Annotated in this window: 22 protein-coding genes; 17 read left to right on the forward strand and 5 right to left on the reverse strand. The window is 51.7% G+C overall.

Annotated features, from left to right (window positions below):
* The 7 genes from E9954_RS05720 to E9954_RS05750 all read left to right on the forward strand — a co-directional run bounded on the left by E9954_RS05720 (position 1) and on the right by E9954_RS05750 (position 6,988).
* On the forward strand, positions 1-1,314 hold the full coding sequence (locus tag E9954_RS05720; RefSeq protein WP_136078254.1) for a GH1 family beta-glucosidase: 1,314 nt from the start codon (positions 1-3) through the stop codon (positions 1,312-1,314).
* A 147-nt stretch (positions 1,315-1,461) separates the two neighbouring features.
* The gene (locus tag E9954_RS05725) at positions 1,462-1,641 is read left to right on the forward strand and encodes a hypothetical protein (RefSeq protein ID WP_136078255.1); all 180 of its coding nucleotides are present in this window, start codon (positions 1,462-1,464) and stop codon (positions 1,639-1,641) included.
* 448 nt (positions 1,642-2,089) lie between these two features.
* A complete protein-coding gene (locus E9954_RS05730) occupies positions 2,090-3,379 on the forward strand; it encodes a DUF2201 family putative metallopeptidase (protein WP_136078256.1) in 1,290 nt (429 codons plus the stop codon).
* Positions 3,376-3,759, forward strand: coding sequence for an ATPase (locus E9954_RS05735; protein ID WP_136078257.1), 384 nt, complete (start codon positions 3,376-3,378; stop codon positions 3,757-3,759). The genes E9954_RS05730 and E9954_RS05735 overlap by 4 nt, the downstream gene beginning before the upstream one ends.
* Positions 3,760-3,865: 106 nt before the next feature.
* Positions 3,866-5,344 (forward strand): AAA family ATPase, encoded by a 1,479-nt coding sequence (locus tag E9954_RS05740; protein ID WP_168442006.1) that lies wholly within the window; start codon positions 3,866-3,868, stop codon positions 5,342-5,344.
* Position 5,345: 1 nt separating this feature from the next.
* Positions 5,346-6,725: a hypothetical protein gene (locus tag E9954_RS05745; RefSeq protein WP_136078259.1), complete on the forward strand. Its 1,380-nt coding sequence runs from the start codon at positions 5,346-5,348 to the stop codon at positions 6,723-6,725.
* A 20-nt stretch (positions 6,726-6,745) separates the two neighbouring features.
* Positions 6,746-6,988: a hypothetical protein gene (locus E9954_RS05750; protein ID WP_136078260.1), complete on the forward strand. Its 243-nt coding sequence runs from the start codon at positions 6,746-6,748 to the stop codon at positions 6,986-6,988.
* A 243-nt stretch (positions 6,989-7,231) separates the two neighbouring features.
* On the opposite strand, the gene E9954_RS05755 is transcribed toward E9954_RS05750, so the two are convergent.
* Positions 7,232-8,473 carry an IS4 family transposase gene (locus E9954_RS05755; protein ID WP_136077916.1) on the reverse strand — a complete coding sequence of 414 codons (1,242 nt, stop codon included), beginning with the start codon at positions 8,471-8,473 and terminating at the stop codon, positions 7,232-7,234.
* A 65-nt stretch (positions 8,474-8,538) separates the two neighbouring features.
* Here E9954_RS05755 and E9954_RS05760 point away from each other — a divergent pair, with 65 nt between their 5' ends.
* The 10 genes from E9954_RS05760 (at position 8,539) to E9954_RS05805 (ending at position 17,090) form a co-directional block, all read left to right on the forward strand.
* On the forward strand, positions 8,539-8,844 hold the full coding sequence (locus tag E9954_RS05760; RefSeq protein WP_136078261.1) for a hypothetical protein: 306 nt from the start codon (positions 8,539-8,541) through the stop codon (positions 8,842-8,844).
* On the forward strand, positions 8,841-9,089 hold the full coding sequence (locus tag E9954_RS05765; protein ID WP_136078262.1) for a hypothetical protein: 249 nt from the start codon (positions 8,841-8,843) through the stop codon (positions 9,087-9,089). The genes E9954_RS05760 and E9954_RS05765 overlap by 4 nt, the downstream gene beginning before the upstream one ends.
* A 138-nt stretch (positions 9,090-9,227) precedes the next feature.
* Positions 9,228-9,515 carry a hypothetical protein gene (locus E9954_RS05770; protein WP_136078263.1) on the forward strand — a complete coding sequence of 96 codons (288 nt, stop codon included), beginning with the start codon at positions 9,228-9,230 and terminating at the stop codon, positions 9,513-9,515.
* The gene (locus tag E9954_RS05775) at positions 9,515-9,709 is read left to right on the forward strand and encodes a hypothetical protein (RefSeq protein WP_136078264.1); all 195 of its coding nucleotides are present in this window, start codon (positions 9,515-9,517) and stop codon (positions 9,707-9,709) included. Before E9954_RS05770 ends, E9954_RS05775 begins: the two co-directional genes overlap by 1 nt.
* The gene (locus tag E9954_RS05780) at positions 9,706-10,053 is read left to right on the forward strand and encodes a hypothetical protein (RefSeq protein WP_136078265.1); all 348 of its coding nucleotides are present in this window, start codon (positions 9,706-9,708) and stop codon (positions 10,051-10,053) included. The genes E9954_RS05775 and E9954_RS05780 overlap by 4 nt, the downstream gene beginning before the upstream one ends.
* 67 nt (positions 10,054-10,120) lie before the next feature.
* Positions 10,121-11,005, forward strand: coding sequence for an ArdC family protein (locus tag E9954_RS05785; RefSeq protein WP_168442007.1), 885 nt, complete (start codon positions 10,121-10,123; stop codon positions 11,003-11,005).
* A gap of 62 nt (positions 11,006-11,067) precedes the next feature.
* Complete coding sequence (locus E9954_RS05790; protein ID WP_136078267.1) at positions 11,068-11,724, forward strand: hypothetical protein; 657 nt, start codon at positions 11,068-11,070, stop codon at positions 11,722-11,724.
* An 86-nt stretch (positions 11,725-11,810) separates the two neighbouring features.
* Complete coding sequence (locus E9954_RS05795) at positions 11,811-13,166, forward strand: caspase family protein (protein ID WP_136078268.1); 1,356 nt, start codon at positions 11,811-11,813, stop codon at positions 13,164-13,166.
* 12 nt (positions 13,167-13,178) lie between these two features.
* Positions 13,179-15,182, forward strand: coding sequence for a pentapeptide repeat-containing protein (locus E9954_RS05800; protein WP_136078269.1), 2,004 nt, complete (start codon positions 13,179-13,181; stop codon positions 15,180-15,182).
* A gap of 348 nt (positions 15,183-15,530) precedes the next feature.
* Entirely contained in the window at positions 15,531-17,090 is a 1,560-nt protein-coding gene (locus tag E9954_RS05805; RefSeq protein ID WP_136078270.1) for a tyrosine-type recombinase/integrase, read from the forward strand.
* 5 nt (positions 17,091-17,095) lie between these two features.
* Here the strand turns inward: E9954_RS05805 and E9954_RS05810 are convergent, their stop codons facing one another.
* Genes E9954_RS05810 through E9954_RS05825 form a run of 4 tightly spaced genes read right to left on the reverse strand, consistent with a single transcriptional unit; the run spans position 17,096 to position 18,765 of the window.
* Positions 17,096-17,386 (reverse strand): helix-turn-helix domain-containing protein, encoded by a 291-nt coding sequence (locus tag E9954_RS05810; protein WP_168442008.1) that lies wholly within the window; start codon positions 17,384-17,386, stop codon positions 17,096-17,098.
* Between the two features lie 10 nt (positions 17,387-17,396).
* The gene (locus tag E9954_RS05815; protein WP_136078272.1) at positions 17,397-17,669 is read right to left on the reverse strand and encodes a MerR family transcriptional regulator; all 273 of its coding nucleotides are present in this window, start codon (positions 17,667-17,669) and stop codon (positions 17,397-17,399) included.
* Between the two features lie 46 nt (positions 17,670-17,715).
* A complete protein-coding gene (locus tag E9954_RS05820; RefSeq protein WP_136078273.1) occupies positions 17,716-18,108 on the reverse strand; it encodes a hypothetical protein in 393 nt (130 codons plus the stop codon).
* A 3-nt stretch (positions 18,109-18,111) separates the two neighbouring features.
* The gene (locus E9954_RS05825; protein WP_136078274.1) at positions 18,112-18,765 is read right to left on the reverse strand and encodes a hypothetical protein; all 654 of its coding nucleotides are present in this window, start codon (positions 18,763-18,765) and stop codon (positions 18,112-18,114) included.
* Between the last annotated feature and the right edge of the window lie 88 nt (positions 18,766-18,853).

An 18,853-nucleotide genomic window follows, 5' to 3' on the forward strand; every position in this document is an offset into this window, starting at 1 on the left:
GTGAATATCCAGTTTCCGGAACGTTTTACATGGGGTGCTGCAACGGCGGCCTATCAGGTGGAAGGCGCGGCCTTCGAGGATGGAAAAGGTAAATCCATTTGGGATGTATTTTCCCATGTGCCCGGAAATATTGAGGACGATGCCACGGGTGATGTCGCGTGTGATCAGTACCACCGCTATCCCGAAGACATTAAACTGATGCAGGAGCTGAACCTGCAGGTCTACCGTTTTTCTGTTTCCTGGCCGCGTATCTATCCGGAAGGAACCGGTGTGGTCAATTCGAAGGGGCTCGACCACTACGACCGTTTGGTTGACGCGCTATTGGACGCGGGTATTGATCCATGGATCACGCTCTATCACTGGGATCTGCCGCAGGCGCTGCACGAACGCGGGGGCTGGCCGAACCGCGACATTGCCGACTGGTTCACCGACTATGCCCTCACTATGGCCGAACGTCTGGGCGACCGCGTGAAGCATTGGATGACGATGAACGAAGCCTGGGTCTGCTCTTACTTTGGTTATCGTGATGGTAACATGGCCCCGGGCATCAAAGATCACAAGCAGGCGCTGGCGGCTTCGTATCATTTCAACCTCGCACACGGTCGCGCCTATAACGCCATGAAGGCGATGAATCCGAATCTAAAGGTTGGCATTACCCACGCCACCCAGCAGCACCGTCCTCTAGACGGCAAGCCGGAGTCGCTGGCTTTGGCCGAATTCCTGTGGCAGGAAAACAACGGCGTCTTCATGGAGCCGATTTTTTCCGGCAGCTATCCGGAGGCGATCATCGACCGCTATCCTGAATCAATCCCGGTCATTACAGATGCTGATTTGATCGAGATGAATAACTATGATTTTGTGGGTCTGCAGTATTACTGCGACAACCTGATCCGAGATGGAAAACTGGTCGCTGAAAAGCTTCCGGAATTTGAATACACCGAAATGGGGTGGCCCGTTACACCGGATGGTTTCTACAACAACATCATGGAATATGTTCGCCGTTATAAGCCGAAGGAACTGGCCATCACCGAAAACGGCATGGCACTGGACGACGAGGTCGATGCGGAAGGACGGGTGCGCGACGTGCGCCGTCAAAAATATATCAAGGCGCACCTTGAGTCCGTTCACCGCGCCATTCAAGACGGCGCGCCGCTAACGGGCTATTTCGCCTGGTCGTTCATGGACAACTACGAATGGGCGTGCGGCTACCGACCCCGCTTCGGCCTCATCCACACCGACTACGCCACCCAGACCCGCACCATCAAGGACAGCGGCCGCATGTTCGCGGAAATCATTCGTAACACAGGATGGTAAATTTTTCAGTTTCAGTAAACAAACGTTTGCCGATGCAATCGGAGCACCGATCTGAATAATTGCGAACTCATTCCCCAGCGGCTTTAGGTTAAATGAGTGCTCTCGTGTGCCGAAAAATATATAAACTACAACTACTTTTGAGTAGTTATGGAAGCAGATAAGCAGAGTGTTCATGCACTCGAAGATAAGCTTGCGGCTATGGAGTGCCACCTGCGCGATATCCGGACGGATGTGTCCTGGATTCTGACGGCGGTACGAGATGAACTCGAAGCCATCAGGCAGCGGGATTTCTGGCAGGAATACCGCGAGATTTACCAGCAGGAGTGAGGGCGACTATGCCTTTGCTCCTTTTTTTGTTTCTGCACAGAAGCAATCCCTTCGGAACCCGCCCGTGGTTCCATATGAAAACTATTCGATTAAGAAAACCCGTTTGATGCCATTTGCTTGAACGAGTTTATTGCGAGAGAGCTGATGCCGATATCCGGCTGAACACAGTGGATTCGCATAAAGGTTTACGGCTCCGCCGAACCTTGATCTGTAATCGCGTTCCCCGTCGAGGGAGGACGTTTTCATAGCGACCGCTATGCATTTCTAAAAACCAAAAAACTACCAGTCTACAGAAGTGTTTAACCACGAAAGACACGAACCACACGAAAGCTTTTCAGACTGAATATTTAACCGCGAATGAACGCGGATGAACACGAATGATTAACTGCGGACACGGGTGATTACGCATTACGCAATACTCGTTACGTATAAACGAAAGGAGGGTGCCATGCACCTGATTACATTGCTAACAGTACGGCAGATGATGAAGCGCGAGTTGGGCGCGGATTCGTTTGTTGCAGGGATCGTGGCTTCGGTTGAAGCCGATCCCCAAAACCCAACGGCATGCATCGATGCCGATGGGCATATGAAATACAATCCGGACTTTGTTTCGGAGCATGTGAAGACGGAGCAGGATCTGTTCTGCCTGGTCTTTCATGAAATTCTTCATCCGGCGTTCGGGCACTTTGTCCATAAGTCGGATCAAATCAGCAACATTGCGTGCGATGCAATCATCAACGCGTTGATCAGCCAGTTCTATGCAAAGGCATCGGGCGGCGGATCATTGTTCGAGCGTTTCTATGCTGTCCAGGGTTTGGAATCGATCCTTCGGCCAAACAGCAAGCATCGCAACAGTCGGTACAGCTATCTGTACCAGCACCTCTACCCCAAGTGGCAGCACCATGATGTGCTCAGCGCGGGCGAGGTGATCCAGACCCTGAAAATGCTGGTGCCGCAATCCGCCAGCCGACCGACATTGATCGGTTCGCACAGCGGGGCATCCAACCATTGGAAACCGGATCAACTGCAGGGCATTGCCCAGGAAGTAGGCAGGAAGATTCTGGAAAGCAGCGACTGCACGGGTGGCATGTTCGACAGTCTGAAGAAAATGATTGTCGAGATTATGAAAACCAAACGGAGCATCAGGCAGGAGCTGCTGTTGAATTACAGCACCCGCAAACGGCTGGATGCTTTCTTTTGTTCGGAGCGTGAAATGCGGCGCAAAACGTCGCCATTCCCGATTAATCCGTGCCGACGCGACATGGTGTTGTTAAGCGCGGATATCTGGCCGGGATTTTTTCGTAACCGCCAGCCGGAAGTGAAACACAATCGGGAGGGCATAGCGCTTTTCCTTGATGTGTCGGGCTCGGTCAACCAGTCGTTGCCGGAGATCAGCGGCCTGCTGGCGCGGTATCGACGGAATATTCGTTCGGTCTACCAGTTCAGCAACGCCGTTTCGGAGATCACCATGGACGCGTTGATGCGCGGCTATGTGGAGACCACCTACGGCACCGACTTTAACTGCGTGGCCAAGACCATCCTGACGGAAGAATTCAAGCGGGCGGTAATCATTACCGATGGCTATGCAGCGATGAGCGATGCAAACCAAGCGGCCTTGCACGAAGCCGGAGTCCGAATCCTGACCATCCTTTTCGGGATCCACAACAGCGGAAAGGTGCTGGAGCCGTTTGGGGAAGTCATGAACCTGAATGAAATAACGGAAGGAGCAATAAAATGAAGAGCCATGTCGGAATGGAACAAAAAGTCTGTCCAGTCTGCGGCCAGGCATTTGATACAGGTGCAATCCTGTTGGATAAGCGCCTGCGCAACAGTCTTGAGCGAAAAACGGTCACGGGCTGGGACTTGTGCCCGGAGCACGCGAAGCTGTGGGAAAAGGGATATATCGCGCTGGTTGAGTGCGATCCTGAAAAGTCCAAATTCACTGGCGGTACTATCAAGCCGGAGGATGCCTATCGCACCGGGCGCATAGCCCATATCCGCAAGGCGGCCGCCAAGCGTATTTTCAATGTTGAGATGACGTCTCCTGTGGCGTTTGTCGAACCAGGCGTCGTGGATATGCTGGAAAAAATGCAGGAAGGAGAGACAAGCGGAGACTGAAAATGAAACATCAAAATCGTGAAGAGTCGATTGGGCGTAAATGCCGGGTCGGCTCTTTTTTTGTGCCTACACACCCTGCGTGCAGGGTTTTATAAGGAGTAATAAAATGAAGACTAAGTTATTGGAACAACTGGGTATCTATGGATGGAGTTTGGAAGATGAAAACCTGGCAATGGCCTCGCTGTTGACGGGTGATCCGCTGCTGATGGTTGGCGCGCATGGCGCGGCCAAGACGCATGCGGCGGGTAAAATCGCGCAGGCGATGGACTGGAAGTTCATGGCCTACGATGCCAGCAAGGCGTTGTTTGAAGACGTACTGGGATTCCCGAACGTCGAAAGCTTGAAGCAGGGGCGCGTGGAATATGTGCCGAGCGCGGTCACCGTATGGGACAAGCAGTTTGTGCTGATCGATGAGATCAACCGGGCTGTGCCGGAGCTACAGGCCAAGTGGCTGGAGATTATCCGTTCCCGCAGGATCATGGGTTTTGAGACCGAGGTAAAATGGGTCTGGAGCGCCATGAATCCAATGGGGCGGCAATACAACGGCACCCAGCAGATGGATGCCGCGTTGATCGGACGCTACGCCATTTTCCTCTATCCACCGGAAGCATTGGATATGGATGAGGAAGATCGCATCAAGGTGCTGCGCCATATCAATGGCGACGATGCACCAAGCATTGGCGAATGGTGCCAGCAGTCGGAAACCAAGACTGTCAGCAAGGCGGACACGGAAAACACCGGACAGCAGATAAGGGAAATTCTCTTAAAGGCAGGATCGCTTTTCCAATCATTGGAAAAGGATTTTCAATCGCTGGGTGAATTCCTCTCCCGGTTGGCGGTGCTGGTCATGAAGGAGACGGACGGCAGCGTAAAGCTGGATGGCCGTCGCCTTGGATTCATCTACCGCAACCTGTTGTCGAACCGTGCCGTCGAGCTGGCACGCCAGTCGATCCGTGGCGACGACCTTCCTTCATTTGCGCAGAGCGCGAAGAAGGTGATCCTGTCGAGTATTCCCATGGGATTGAACGACGAGGGGATCAACCGCGAGGAACTGCTGCACCAGGTGGAGGTCTGCCTTGATCTGTTGGCGGACTATTTCAGCGAAGGCGGAAACTTCCAAAGGGTGGAAACCGTCTATCGCCTGTTCACCACCACCGACCTGTTCGAGAAGGCGGAAATCCTCCTCGGCGAAAACCTGTCGGAAATGGTGAAGCTCAAGGCATGGAACAATCTGTGCGACGCGCCGGGGCAAATCACGCCGCTGGCCTACATCGCTTTGCGGGTCGAGTCGCTCCATCCCGGCAGGATTCCATCGGAACTGCTGGAAAAGGTTGGGGGACAGATCGATCTCCAAGGATTGGAAACCGACACTATTCCCGGCCTGACGGGCGACAACATCGAGTTGGTTGAACAAGTGGAAATGCTTTTCGACCAAGCCGACGACCTACGCCGCATGATCGCATACCAGGAGGTGCGCACGCTGGCCGTGCGGTCTGAGCTGGATGAATCGGAAATCGGAAAGGCCAAGGCGAGAATCGAATCAACGGCGGCTCGGATCGAGTCGTTGCTTGGGAAAGGACAATGAAATGAAACTGTATGGACTGAAGGTATGGTTGGAGCCGGATCATAGGATTCCGGCTTTTTCGCGTTTGGGATACGAACGCATCGAAGTACCGATTGAGGATGTGTTGCTAAAGGGCATTCATCCGGAATCGGCCATGGGCGTGTCGGGCGACTTCTGCCAGGCGGCGGAATTATTTGCCAAGCGTATAAATGATGGCGAGCATCGCTTTGATGCGCTGTCCGTCCAGCACCTCAACGCGGAAATAATTGTGTCGCAGCAGGGCTCCTTCCATGACAAGCGAACCGCGCTGGCGCGTACGCTGGAGCAGGTGGGACATGGCGTCTATTTCGCGGACGAGGTGAACTATGACCGGATCGTTAAGCTGGCCAGGAAATATGTCAGTTCGCATTGGTCGCATGAACGAGCCTGGAACCTGCTGCGGAGCAGCCGGTCGGGCTTTTCGGAACTGAGGGCGTTCATAAAGCAAAAGTACCCGAAGCTGAAGATCGGAAGCTACGACGACATGAACGATCTCGATCTGGCCAACCTGTTGTCGGTCGGGGATTTCATGGACGAGGAGCAGAGCCTGGTGCTCGAAGCCCTCAGTTGCCGCAACTTCCGCAAGGTTTCGGCGCTGCGCGGCCTGACGGATGAGCGGCACCGCTTGCGGTTCCGTGACCGGATCGACTGGTTCGAGCTGGTCGTCAATCCCAGCCGCACGCACGACTGCGGCCAGGTGAAGTATTCCTGCGGGGTTAGTGGCAACACGGTTCATTTTGAGCCGGAGTTGGTGGCCTCGGCGTCCCAGCGGAAGTTTGCGAGGGCGTTCGGACGGGAATACCGCACAACCGGCGGTGATTATTGTTTCACCATGCCGGTTACGCAGGTGCAGGAAATCCTGGAGCACGAGGAGGTGGCGTTGCGCTTCAACAATGTGCGCTACCTGCAACGGTTGAATCCGCTGCACTCAACAGCGCGTCTGCGCAAGGAGCAGATTCCGAGGTTTGGAATCTCGTGGCGCAAGATGGAGACGCTTGATCAGTTCCGCGATGCGTTGCGTACACACGGCTGGAAGATTTCCGGAAGGAAGTCCGAGCTAATCAAACGCACGTCGAAGCTTGCCGCCGAAAGGTATGCGGCGGTGGTGCCCGTGCTCAGCGAATGGTTTTCGGATCAACGCTATGTGCGAGTTCCGAATACACAGCGGTTTCCAACACTGTTTCCTTTGCTGGAGGACGAACCGCTTCAGAACCTGCTGTTGAGCATGTTTTTGATGCGGCACCTGCGGGGCAATACGGTGGTGGACGTAAACCACGAAAACCAGTCCGTCCAGCCGGAGGACATGGCCGAGGCGCTGCTTGTCGGCAAGACGGAACTGAAGGGTTGTTTCCTAAAGGTGTGAACATGGAAAGGAGTGAACCAATGAAAATATGGTTGGCGGCAATATCGCACAAGCACGGAACAACCGTCTATGCGGCGGTGTCGCGCGATCGGTTGATCCATGAACTGTATGGATATGTGCAGTCGTGGTGGAAGCAGGAACTGCCGGATGATCCGTTCCCGGATGGCATGCCGGAGGAAGAGGCGGTTGATCTCTACTTCGAGAAAATCGACTACGAATACCTGGAGTTCATCGACGAAACCGAGCTGGCAGGCAGCGAATGATAGAAAACGAATACAACCATAATCCTGAAAAGCGCGAACGGCCATGGCTGTCGCGCTTTTTTCATAAACGGAAAGGAAGAAAACATGAAGAAGGAACACATTCATCCCATAGGTGGTGCTGACGGAGAGTAAAACCCCGTTTTTGTTAAGGTTTCTGATGTCCGATTCATTTAGTCAATTCCGATTTTTTGTTGAAGGTTAACCATGGTTCCGCGCTTTGTGCATATGGCTGTCCCACAGCTCTTAGACAAACCCCGGCAGATACGCCTGTTCCGGCGCACCCCGTATGCGGCCGGGCGGTTTGGCTGTCCCATAGGAATCCAGCAAGGCGGGCAGGTTCCACCGGCGCCAAAGCACCGCGCGCACAACAGTGAACTGCCGCTTGAAGCTGTGCTCCCATCCGTGCATGAACGCGAGGCAGCGCATCAGCAGGTGGACCAGCAGCCCCATCCAGATCTGCCAGCGCACGGCGTTGGCGCTGTAGCCCAGGAAGTCGGAGAGTTGGAGCGTCTGCTTGATCTCCTTGAAGAACACCTCGATGTCCCAGCGGCAACGGTAGAGTTCGGCGACCGTCCACGCGCTCCACTCCAGGTGATTGGTGATGAAGGCGATTTCGACATCCTTGCCGTTAATCTCGACCAGCGCCACGACCCGGCGCAACTCGCACGGATAGGCTTTCTTCGATGCTTCGACCACCATCTCGATGACCTCGTCGCGCAGGATGCGCTTGTGCCCGGTGGTTTCGAGGGTGCGCACCACCTTGTACTGCATGTTGTCCTTCGCCCGGCCAACCCACCAGACACCGCGCACCGTCAGCTCGAAAAGATGCTTGAACTTGTTGTAGGCCTTGTCGAACACGGCGATTTCACCGGGTTTGAGCTCGGCGCACAGGCTTTGGGTCATCGTGCTGTCATGGTGCTTCGCCGTGTCGATGATGGCGCACCGGGGCAGGAAGCTTTGCAGGTCGAGGCGCAGGTGGCACTTGGCCGCAGCCTTGCGGCGGCGATGCTTCGCCCAGTCCATGCAGTTGGCGACGAGCTGGATCGTGGTCGAGTCCAGCGCATGGATCGTCTTGCTGAAGCGCCGGAGGTATCCGCGCCGAACCTTGCCCTTCGCGAAGCCCGGGACTGTATCCATCAGATGCTTCATCATGCACCAGTAGAGCTCTTCGGCCATGTCCGCGTTGCGGATCTTGTTCGCGTGGCTCAGGTTGTTACGCGACGGAGGAACCGCGCCGCGGATGGTAGAGAGCGCCGCCGCGTTCATCTGGAGCGCGTCGCACACATCGTTGAGTCCGAGTGCATGGGAGAAGTGGGCGTACAGCAAAGAAACCACATGGCTCCACGGCGTGTACGTCCGGCTTTGAATGTCCACGCCATGCTTCTGCGCAAGGCTCGACACCATGTGTCCGGGAATCAGATTGCACAATTGTTTCAAGGTTGTATACCTATGTCCGGCTGGCTTGTGTTTATGTTGTTTTTTCATACCCTCCGAGTGGAGGATTTCAACGGCACATGCCAGCCTTTTTTTTCAATATCTATGGGATGACAATGAAGAAGGAATATGAAGCAACCTTCCAAGAAAACCGCTCCACCTATGGTGTGGAGCTGGACATCTCTGTTCCCGGAAACACCCATCCCGTGCTGGTTGCGCAGGACGTGTTTGGCGAGGCCGAGGAGCAGATGCAACTGCTGGTCTATCCTGCCGGGGTCGATCAGGAGACCGAGTCGGCGGTAAGTATCCGGTTCAACGATGATGGCAGCATTGCCGAGGTGGTGGTGCCAGACGAAATGTCGGTACGGCATTGGGACGATTCGGAGGAATCGGACTGGTTGAAACGGAGGGACGGCCAATGAAGATCACGGTAGGAAAGACGCTCTACGTGAACGTTGAAAGCGTGGCCATTGTGGATGCGTTCGAGGCCAAGGCTCCCTATTGCCAACTGACGGGCGAACGGCAGGTGGTGATCGATGCCGAGTGTTTCGAGGTCGGCTTGAAGGAAGGGCAGTTCAACGAGCCGGCGGAGCTTTGCCGTATCGCCGGGGCGGTTGCCCTGAAGATCGGCGAGGAACAGCCGGACGACATCAACATCTACTGTTGATTGTTAAATAGGGAAATGAACCACGCAGGCCGGGGAGTGCCCGGTCTGTTTTTATAGACAGTAAAACAGCCGTGCAGCGGCTGGAAATAAACGAGGCGTCCCATGGCGGGGCGCCTTTTTAACTATGGAGGTAAAACCATGATCATGGAAAAGAAAGCAAGATTCAAAGCCGGGCAGGTCTGTGCGACTCCCGGTGCGGTTGAAGCAATGAACAATGCCGGTCAATCTCCGGTGGAGTTTGTCGGCAGGCACGTGACGGGCGACTGGGGCGACGTCTGCGAAGACGATCGCAAGGTCAACGAGGAGTCGCTGGAGCACGGGCTCCGGCTGCTCAGTTCATACCGAACCAGTGAGGGCGTGAAGCTTTGGGTAATCACCGAATCGGATCGCAGCCTGACCACCATCCTGCTGCCGGAGGAATACTGATGGCCGCGGAATATTGCGAATGGTGCCCGGATTGCGGGGCGGAGACCGACTATAACGAACAACAGCCGTTCAAGTGTTCAGGGTGTGGCCGCATCCTGTTTCCTTGCGATGCCTGCCTGCAGGAACACGGCGTTGATGGCGCGACCTGCCAAGCATGTCCATGGGAACCGAAAGAATCCGGAGGTGGACAATGAGCCGGTACTATGAAGCAAGCGTCGAAATCGAAGAGCCCGACAACTCAAAGCTGGAGCAGATAAAGAAGGCCTGCTGCGAGGAGTGGGAATTCGATATCGAGGCGTTTCAGGACTTTGAGCGCGGTAGCGGTGCGAAGGGCATCGAAGCAGTTGCCCAGAGCCGGTTGTGCGGCGGTGAAACCGAGGACGAGTTTGCGGCGAGGATGGCCGAGGCCATCTGGACGGCAAACGGCGGCTATTGCCGTGTGGTGGTCAACACCCTCTATCTGGAGGAACTGCCGTATACGGCCTATCCGATGGAGGAAGAGGAATACGAAGAGATAATGGGCAAGGCGGAGTCATAGGGCTTCACCTTTATTAATCATGAACCGGCCGTCCGATGGGGCGGCCTTTTTTATTGGAGGTAAAACGATGAAAAACGGACGAAACAAGATCAACGAAATGATCACGCAGAAAATGATCGAACGGATCAATGCAACGGGAACGTTGCCCTGGCGCAAGCCATGGGTATCACGGGACACGCGACCGCAAAACCTGGTCAGCCGAAAACCGTACCGGGGTGTCAACGCGTTCATGCTGCACATGATGGGCTATGCACAGCCCTATTTCCTGACCATCAAGCAGGCGAACCAGCTCGGTGGAAAAATCCGCAAGGGCGAAAAGTCTATGCCGGTGGTGTTCTGGAAATTCGTGGAGCCGGATAAGGCGAGCGAAGATCCCGACAAGCAAAAGGGATATGCCATGTTGCGCTACTACCACGTGTTCAACGTGGCGCAGTGCGAGGGAATTCCTGAACGGAAGATTCCAAAGCTGGTGCTGCCGGATCGGGAGGTTTGTCCCATTGAGGAAGCGGAACGGCTGATCGCCGATATGCCGAACAAACCGGTGATTGAATACAACCGCAGCTATGCGGCCTACAATCCGCTGACGGATACCGTTCGCGTGCCGCCGCAGGAAATGTTCATGAGCGATGCTTCATTTTTCAGCACCTGCTTTCATGAACTGACGCACAGTGTTGGCCATCGGTCACGCCTTGCGCGGAAAGCGGTGATGGATCCGGTTAAATTCGGGTCGCACGAATATTCCCGGGAGGAACTCGTGGCCGAAATGGGCGCGGCGTTCCTTTGCGGGCATTGCGGTATCCTGCCCGAGGTCGAGGACAACTCCGCGGCTTATCTCAATAGCTGGCTGGAGCGGCTCAAGGCCGATCCGTCCATGCTGGTATCCGCCGGGCAGCAGGCGCAGAAAGCCTACGACTATATCGTGGCCGAAAAACATGAGCCGGTAGCGGCCTAAACCGAAATGGGGCAGCCCTCATCCCTGGGGGATGCCCCTCAAACTAATTGGAGGTAATAACCATGAATCGTTTTTATGAAAAAGTAGATATGAGAAGCCGCGAGACGATGATCCAGTATCTGGAGAATCATTTCCGATACAACACCATGAACAGCTGGAACCGGAGTACGTCGTACGCCAACTGCGTGAAAGTCCATCGGCTGGATTTTCCGGAGGAAATCATGCAAAAGGCATTCGACATGCTCGACTGCTCCGAAATCTATGATGTATTCGGCCGGCTCCTGCGGGACTGGGCGGATGCACAAAGCTGGGAGTGGCAGGTTGGATTCAACGGACGGAGCGGGGGATACCTTGTGCTCTATCACGGGGGACTCGACTGGAAAAATGCCCGGACAGCGAAATGCAACCACTGCGGAAAGCTGACCTGGCATAAGCAGGATACGCCCTGCACATCGGAATGGTGTGGCGGAGTACTCCAGGTATTGGAAAAGCCGGTGCCGCAGGTGTTCAGCCAGCCGGGCAAATCGGTTGATCAGGATGAGGACTTCAACGAATGGGATATGGAAACATTAAGGGAGCGGGTGAAACTGGTTCAGGAATTTGACCGGTTGTGTGATCAGGTGGTTTCAGAATATGTGTATTTCCTCAGACATTACGATGTAGTGGACAAGGATATCCTAGTGCCAAAATCTATCAGAACCCTTGAACCCGTTTCCTGATTTTTCTATTCTTCTGTCCGAAGCTACATGTTTCGGGTTTTTTCTTTTGCAAGATAGCGACAGTTCTAACATTAAAGAGATACGTAATGGCGAAGTATGCGCTGGTGTGCGGGATGAATAATTATTGCAAGGGCAGTTTCCGGCCTTTGAGGTTTGGGCTCAACGACGCTGTGAGGATGAAAGGTGTGTTGGAGCTATGTGGGTATGCTGCACAGTTGGTTCCCGGGGAAAAATTGACATATTCAAAACTTGTCCATGAGTTGGTTGCCATGACCTCAAAAGCCTGTTCGGGGGATACATTATTGTTCTACTTTTCCGGGCATGGATGTTCCCATGGGAAGGAACAATATGTTCTTCCGTATGATTCCGGTTTTGCTTCAAAAGAAATCACAAACGGTTTGCCTGTGAGTAAACTTGCAGAGCTTACTGATAAGCCCGGTGTTGAGCGGTTGTTTATTATCGATGCATGCAGGGATTTATTTAGCTCCAAAAGAGGTAGTGGGGATGTTGCTGGAAACTTGAGCCGCAAAGGCATCACCGATGATTTGGAAAAGCAAGCTGGTCAAGCACCCTTCCGGGTTTTGGTTTCATGTTCCGATTCCGAATGCTCTTATGAGTCGTCTGAATTGCAAGGAGGGGTTTTTACATCCTTGTTGGTGGAACACATTATTGATTTTGTGGATTCTGGAAAAAAAGTGACCCTGTTCAATTGCATAGATGGGGTTTCAGATCGGATTGAGACATTACATGACCGTATTAGAGAGGGTATTCCCGTCCAGTCTCCGTGGGTGGAGGGGGCAAATCTTGAGATTGCCGCCGGCAATAAAAATGGGCACGTCCGATCAAGTTTTCTTTTTGCACACAGGAATGTTGGCGAAGAATTCATTCCGTGCCAAATCTGTGGGGAATTCACCCATTTTCTTGATATGATTATGTGTCAGGGGTGTCTGGAAGAATTTTGCCCTAATGATTTCGGTAGTCATGAATTCTTTTGCCGGGAATGCGCACATGGAATTCAATCTTCAGGGTACGATAGAAAATACTATGTTCATTATTTCAAGCAATTAAGGGAAGCGCTTAATTTTTTGCATGAATCCCACCGCTTAGCCTGCAGGGGTGAAGCCGATGCCGAGTTCCAAAGTGAGCAGGACAAAAGCGATTACATAGATGTGTTTTATGATAACCTCATCCAATATATTCTCCGAAAGTATAAGATCAAAGGTGAGTTTGACGTCATTGTACATGGGGTGTTGTTGAGCAGCCATTTTGGTGTGGATAAGAATGAGTTGAGGCGGGTTTTCAAAAATAGAAGGGTGTTCACTGAACAAGATGCTGCCGCGCTTTTTTCAAAATGCGAATTGAGCCTTAGAAGAAAGTTGGTCGGCCGGGATTCTGTTTCTACAGATTTACTCCAGAGTAATGCCCGTTTGGGATTTGTGTAGACTGAAGGTGGAATGATGGAAAAATACGCATTGGTGGTGGGGATTGATTTATACAAGGAAGAGGATGCGATCCAAAAATTGGACTATGCTTATGAAGATGCAACCCGAATGCATGATTTCCTTTTGCTGTCGGGGTATAAATCAACGCCATTATACGGGCCGCACGCCGACTGCAACACGGTTGTCCGCAAACTTGAGTCAATCTCTAAGAAGCTGCAGGAAGGTGATACGTTTCTATTCTACTTTTCCGGTCATGGTTTTCAGGCGGAAAGCGCGCAATACGTCCTCCCATACGATGCGCAAACGTGGGCCATCAGTAAAAAAGGCGGAAATGCCGTTTCTATGGAGTTCATCGAAGAAGCAACCCGTGTGGATGGAGTAGAACGAATTCTCATTGTTGATGCGTGCAGGAAACCATTGGAGAGAGGAAAGGATCTACAGGGAACAACGGGTGGAATAAGTTCAAGGGCGATACGCGGGGCTCTTCAGTATGCGCCGCCCACTTCCCCAGTCAGCATATTCTGCAGTTGCAGCCCCGGCCAGAGGTCCTACGAATTCAAGAAGCTGGGTGGTGGTGTCTTCACCGAGGCCTTGCTTCATGTCTTCGACCAATGCATGGCAGAAAAGTCGGAAATTTCCCTGCCGGGGATTGCTAGTCATGTACAGGACAAGGTGTCGGAATTGCTCGCAAACCATTCATCCCAGCAACTTGTTCAGCAACCTTTTGTTGTCGGAGGGAAAACCGTGATACTATCAGGCAGCCCGTCTGTTATCGCAAATTCGAGACTGACCGAGGTTCAGCAAAAGGCGAAAGGCGAAGCGGATGAACTGCTGAAAAGCCTGCTGGTAGATCATTCCCTGTGGCTGGACGCGCAAATTACCGATAGTGAAGGGCAGTTGACTTGGGGTCGGTTGGAAAGAGTTTTTTCAATTTATGCAGAAGCGGGGCTGGGGGAACTGGACCTGGCTGGCACCAACATGCAGTCCGCCGACTTTTCGGAAGTCAAATTCCCGAAGGGTATCAGCTTGGCCCGGGCACTACTCAACTCGTCTGCATTCACGTCGTCATCTCTGATTGAAGTGGATTTTACCGGTTGTGACATGAGTGACTGTAATTTTTGCGACGCGAAGGTTCGGTGTTGCGATTTCTCGGATACCATGCTGGAGGATGCGGATTTTTCGGATGCGGAACTGATCGATTGCAAATTTGATGACTCCTTGGCGAATGATACGGATTTCCGGGATACCAAACTCAAGGGTTCCTCATTTGTAAACACGTCGCTGGTGACGTCCAATTTTTCGGACAGTTCTGCAATCAATACCGATTTTACAGAGGCTGACCTTACAGCATCGACTCTAATACAGGCTGATTTTTCAGGTGCTACGCTCACAGGTGTGCATTTGTACGGAACTGCTCGATCTGATTGGGTGATTGATCGTGTAAAGTGCCGCTACGTGTACTGGGACAAATATGGAAGGGAGCGATTCCCTCCAGAAAACGACTATCAGGAAAACGAGTTTATTGACCAACACCGCGATTATACCGAGTTTTCCTATACCTTCACGGATGGACTAACGCCGATGGATCTTTTGCTGGCCACCCATATCGTGGATGAAATCAATAAGAATGCTGATGGCTTTGAAATTAAAATCGACAACGCGTCCGTCCGAGGACTGAATCCGACTATCAACTTCATCATGGTGTCCGGGGCCGACAAAAAGGCGGAGGCCTTGGAAAAATTTAAAAACGAATACGAGCATACAATCACCCTGTTGGAACAGGCTCTTGCAAATAAGGAAGCATTGTTGGCAGAACAGGGTCAGCGTGCTGGGCTCGCCGAGAATCAGTTAGCCGTGATGAATGCTTTGGTGCAAAGAATGCCGGAGAGCCCAAGTGGTGGGATGAACATTAGGCAACAACTCTCATTCTACCTTTTTGAGCCATTGCTGACACTTGTTGGAATGGGGCAGCAAAAGCCCGCTCAGAAAACCGGTGATTCAGTTGGAGAAGGCTAAGCCGCCCGGCTCGCCCCCGTATTTAATGGAGAGCCGAGCCAAATGTTTCTTAAATGTTTCTTATTTCGACAGGAAATATCAGGAAATATCCTATGCTATCAAAATCAAAGAAAAATCGGGCGACATCCATAGTGGCCAATAAAAAAGGGGCTTAAACCGAAGTTTAAGCCCCTTGAAGATGGAGCGGGCGAACAGATTCGAACTGTCGTAACCAGCTTGGAAGGCTGAATATATTATCGTATATAGTTGATAAAAGTTGTTTTTCTTTCCGGTTTCTTTCCGATGTGGCTTGATTAATCCGCTGAAATCATCCCTTATTATCCAGAGTCATAAATCTGAGGTAGGATTATGGGATTAGCAATACGGAAGGATTCAAAATGGTGGTATGGCAGATACTACGTCGATGGAAAAGAGTTTGTTAAACGACTCAATGTTGAGGTGAGCGGGGAGCGACCTTCCAAGTTGTCATTGGAAGGAGATAAAGCCTTCGAGCGGTCCCGGATAAAAGCTGAAGAAGCTCTTAACGTGTTACTTGCAGATGTACATTCTAACAAAACAGAGGAACAGCGGGCTCAGGCTGTATATGAGGCGCGGGCTGGTTCGAAGTTGCGGAAATACAAGTTAAGCGACCTCTCCAAAATATGGTTGGAAAAACCCCGAAAGCGTGCCCCCTCCGAAGAGCATAGAAAGCAGTGTATTTCAAAGCTGGAAAAATTTTCCGGCTTCATTGAACTGCACTATCCAAAGGTAAGCCGAGTTGATCAGGTGCGTTATGATCATGTGAAGGCATTTCTTGACCATCTGGAAGAGGATGGAGTGACTGCGGAGACATGGAACAAATATCTTTCCGTCATCAGGTCTGTGCTAAGGAGAGTTGGTGTTCCTGCTGCCGCCGATATCATTACCAAAGATGCGGACACAGTATTCCGCGAACCGTATTCAATTGAAGAACTCAATGCGATTCTGGATAAAGCCAAATCTGATTCTCTAATTTTTTCGCTGGTTGTGACGGCGGCCTGTACGGCTATGCGTAGGAAAGATTGCTGTTATCTTCTATGGGAGTCGATTGATTTTGAAGAACGGTTTATTACCGTTAAAACCAGCAAGACTGGGGTCACTGTTGATATTCCAATGGCAGACCTATTAGCCGATCTGGTAGAGGGGCAGAAAGGTAATGGAAGTACCTACGTTTTTCCCGATGCAAAAGAGCTATATGAATCAGATCCAACAGCCATTACGCGCCGGTTCAAGCAGGTTTTAAGATTGGCTGGATTTGGAAAAGCGCCGGTTGAATATAAGGCTGATGCATACACATTGGATGAACTCAAAGAAAAATCCGAGGAGCTTTATGCGGGAAATAAACTAAAGCATGTTCTGGATGTGGTTGAGGCTTATTGTTCCGGGCTTTCCATGCGAAAGAGTGCTGAGCGTGCAGGGGTAACAATATCAACCGCATCTCTGTACTTGAATGATTTAGAGTCTGCAACAGGCAAGGCCATCATTCGCGGTAAGGCAAGAACGGTCGATGATGGAGCAGGTCAAAGACGCGGTGAAATCAGAAGGAGTAGGAAAAATGGGAAGCTGGCAGCATCAATAAGAGACTTTCATTCCTTTCGAACGACCTGGGTAACTTTAGCCTTAATGAATGGAATGCCTATTGAAACAGTGAGGAAGGTTACAGGGCATCAAACTGCCGACATCGTGACCAAACATTATTTTAGACCCCATCGAGCAGAACTTAAAAAGGCGATGCAAAAATCGTTGCCCGGACTACTGACTAGCTCCTCCTCAATTCTGGCTCCTAATGAACAGGCTTTGGAAGAATTGAGGGCTATAGGCAGAAAGATGGATAAATCTGAAATTCTTAGGCGCGTCGATGAGGCCATCTCTTTATTAGAGAGAAAGTGATACATTCAACCCTTGTTTTCTGTGAGCAAATTTACAGCGGACAAAGTAATGCGAACTGCTCTGCGGATGTGGCGGTGAGGCAGTTCTCCGTCTCGTAGCATGCGGTCTATAGTTGGGATAGATACATTAAGGAGTTTGGCCGCTTCTTTGCGGGTCAGGAGTTTGTCGGGGAGATTAGGTGGCGTTTTTTGAAACAGTGCGGCTTCCAGCTTTTCGATGGTCAGGTCGGGGGCGTAGGGCCGCAGCATGGCGATGGCGGCTTCCGCGATGGGTTGGGGGATGCGTGTCGGGGTCATTTTTGTGCTCCTATGTCCGACCGGTATTTGCAAGTCGTTCAACTTCATTTAAGTCATATTGCACATTACGGGCAGTGATACGGATTGGAGTGAGGAGTCCTGCTTTGGCGTAGCGGCGGACGGTGCCGGGGCAGACTCCCAATATTTCAGCGGCCTGATCAATGGTTCCCGGGTGGACCGCCCGGGTTTTCAAGTAAGTGATGATGTCCCGGGTGTCATTCGGCGATAGGGTATCGTCTGTCGCAAGTATGGTTTCCATCAGTTCGAGTGTGGCTGGTTTCATGATTTGCTCCTTTTCTATACGAAGCACGTCACACTATTGAGGGGGATTATGACTTCTTGTGATGCGTCAGAGGAAGCAGCTTGATGACGTATGGTCGCAGTCCATGATGATGGTTGCATATGTTGTTAATCACTACCTGTACCTGCATGTCGATAAGGGTCGCCGGATCAAATTCATGGGGGTAACAAAACAAACCAAGTTGCCGGATAAATTTGATAAAGTGGCTGTTGTGGCTGGTGATGTTTTCGGCGGGGAATCCTGCCGGAAGAAAGCCGAGGCTCTCTCCTGCCGAATTGAACAGTTCCAGTTCATAGTTGAACGCCCGGTATTTCATCGGGCGTATTTTTGAGCCTTTGCCGGTAAACCCTTGCTCTGTTACGAAGTCTGCGGCGATGATTCTGGCCGGATAGGTGTTTTGTATACTGAGTATGGTTTTCATTCTTCATTCTCCTTTGTTATTGGGACGGATAAGATCCGAAAGGGAAAAGGGCAGTTTGGCCTGAGGATGGAATTCCATGGATTTTGAATAGACTTCGTGTTTGGTCAGAATGGATTTCTTGTGCAGTTCATCATTCAGCGTGATGAGTGCGATCCGAAGATCTTCCATTAATGGGAGCAGTTCGTCATCCGTCTGTATAAGATCAGCGCAAAAACTGAGGAGTTTTTGCGGCGTTATTATATCTTCCTGATGCCTTTCTCCATCATTAATCCATTTCCTTGTTTTATGCGTATAGCGGTGAAGGACAGCGCGATGTTTAGCTTGGCCCGGAAAGTCCTGAGTGATATTCGCAAAGGATCGCCGGTGAACCATTGATTCAAGAAAAACATATAGGTGTGTTCCAATATGTCGATTGGCCCGATGGTGTTCAGCTGTGATGCGCTGTGCGATGCCTAGAAAATTTAAGAGTGTGGAGCACTCCATTGCAACCTGCTGTAGGGTTTCCTGCGGAGCATCACTGCCTGCAAGTTCTATATATGGTGTCCGATACTCTACCGCCCCTATGCACCGCCTTTGTATATCCGTTGTATTGTGCTTAAGGGTATGTGTTGCTAACATTCCGTTCATTTCAGTTGTAGTTTGATTTTGTTCGTTCATGACTGCTCCTTTGTTTTGGTGCCTTCAATTGAACGAGAGCCTCGAACTGGAACACAGAGTGATAAAAATCAAAGGTGAATGCCGGATT

It is taken from the genome of Pontiella desulfatans (assembly GCF_900890425.1).
In the GTDB taxonomy this organism is placed as follows: domain Bacteria; phylum Verrucomicrobiota; class Kiritimatiellia; order Kiritimatiellales; family Pontiellaceae; genus Pontiella; species Pontiella desulfatans.

Excerpts from the sequence above, each read along its gene's own strand:
- E9954_RS05795 (WP_136078268.1), top strand. The coding sequence starts at position 11,811 with ATGGCGAAGTATGCGCTGGTGTGCGGGATGAATAATTATTGCAAGGGC.
- E9954_RS05780 (WP_136078265.1), top strand. The coding sequence starts at position 9,706 with ATGAGCCGGTACTATGAAGCAAGCGTCGAAATCGAAGAGCCCGACAAC.
- E9954_RS05800 (WP_136078269.1), top strand. The coding sequence starts at position 13,179 with ATGATGGAAAAATACGCATTGGTGGTGGGGATTGATTTATACAAGGAA.
- E9954_RS05775 (WP_136078264.1), top strand. The coding sequence starts at position 9,515 with ATGGCCGCGGAATATTGCGAATGGTGCCCGGATTGCGGGGCGGAGACC.
- E9954_RS05790 (WP_136078267.1), top strand. The coding sequence starts at position 11,068 with ATGAATCGTTTTTATGAAAAAGTAGATATGAGAAGCCGCGAGACGATG.
- E9954_RS05760 (WP_136078261.1), top strand. The coding sequence starts at position 8,539 with ATGAAGAAGGAATATGAAGCAACCTTCCAAGAAAACCGCTCCACCTAT.
- E9954_RS05740 (WP_168442006.1), top strand. The coding sequence starts at position 3,866 with ATGAAGACTAAGTTATTGGAACAACTGGGTATCTATGGATGGAGTTTG.
- E9954_RS05815 (WP_136078272.1), bottom strand. The coding sequence starts at position 17,669 with ATGAAACCAGCCACACTCGAACTGATGGAAACCATACTTGCGACAGAC.
- E9954_RS05820 (WP_136078273.1), bottom strand. The coding sequence starts at position 18,108 with ATGAAAACCATACTCAGTATACAAAACACCTATCCGGCCAGAATCATC.
- E9954_RS05735 (WP_136078257.1), top strand. The coding sequence starts at position 3,376 with ATGAAGAGCCATGTCGGAATGGAACAAAAAGTCTGTCCAGTCTGCGGC.
- E9954_RS05750 (WP_136078260.1), top strand. The coding sequence starts at position 6,746 with ATGAAAATATGGTTGGCGGCAATATCGCACAAGCACGGAACAACCGTC.
- E9954_RS05810 (WP_168442008.1), bottom strand. The coding sequence starts at position 17,386 with ATGACCCCGACACGCATCCCCCAACCCATCGCGGAAGCCGCCATCGCC.
- E9954_RS05770 (WP_136078263.1), top strand. The coding sequence starts at position 9,228 with ATGATCATGGAAAAGAAAGCAAGATTCAAAGCCGGGCAGGTCTGTGCG.
- E9954_RS05805 (WP_136078270.1), top strand. The coding sequence starts at position 15,531 with ATGGGATTAGCAATACGGAAGGATTCAAAATGGTGGTATGGCAGATAC.
- E9954_RS05730 (WP_136078256.1), top strand. The coding sequence starts at position 2,090 with ATGCACCTGATTACATTGCTAACAGTACGGCAGATGATGAAGCGCGAG.
- E9954_RS05745 (WP_136078259.1), top strand. The coding sequence starts at position 5,346 with ATGAAACTGTATGGACTGAAGGTATGGTTGGAGCCGGATCATAGGATT.
- E9954_RS05785 (WP_168442007.1), top strand. The coding sequence starts at position 10,121 with ATGAAAAACGGACGAAACAAGATCAACGAAATGATCACGCAGAAAATG.
- E9954_RS05765 (WP_136078262.1), top strand. The coding sequence starts at position 8,841 with ATGAAGATCACGGTAGGAAAGACGCTCTACGTGAACGTTGAAAGCGTG.
- E9954_RS05725 (WP_136078255.1), top strand. The coding sequence starts at position 1,462 with ATGGAAGCAGATAAGCAGAGTGTTCATGCACTCGAAGATAAGCTTGCG.
- E9954_RS05755 (WP_136077916.1), bottom strand. The coding sequence starts at position 8,473 with ATGAAAAAACAACATAAACACAAGCCAGCCGGACATAGGTATACAACC.
- E9954_RS05825 (WP_136078274.1), bottom strand. The coding sequence starts at position 18,765 with ATGAACGAACAAAATCAAACTACAACTGAAATGAACGGAATGTTAGCA.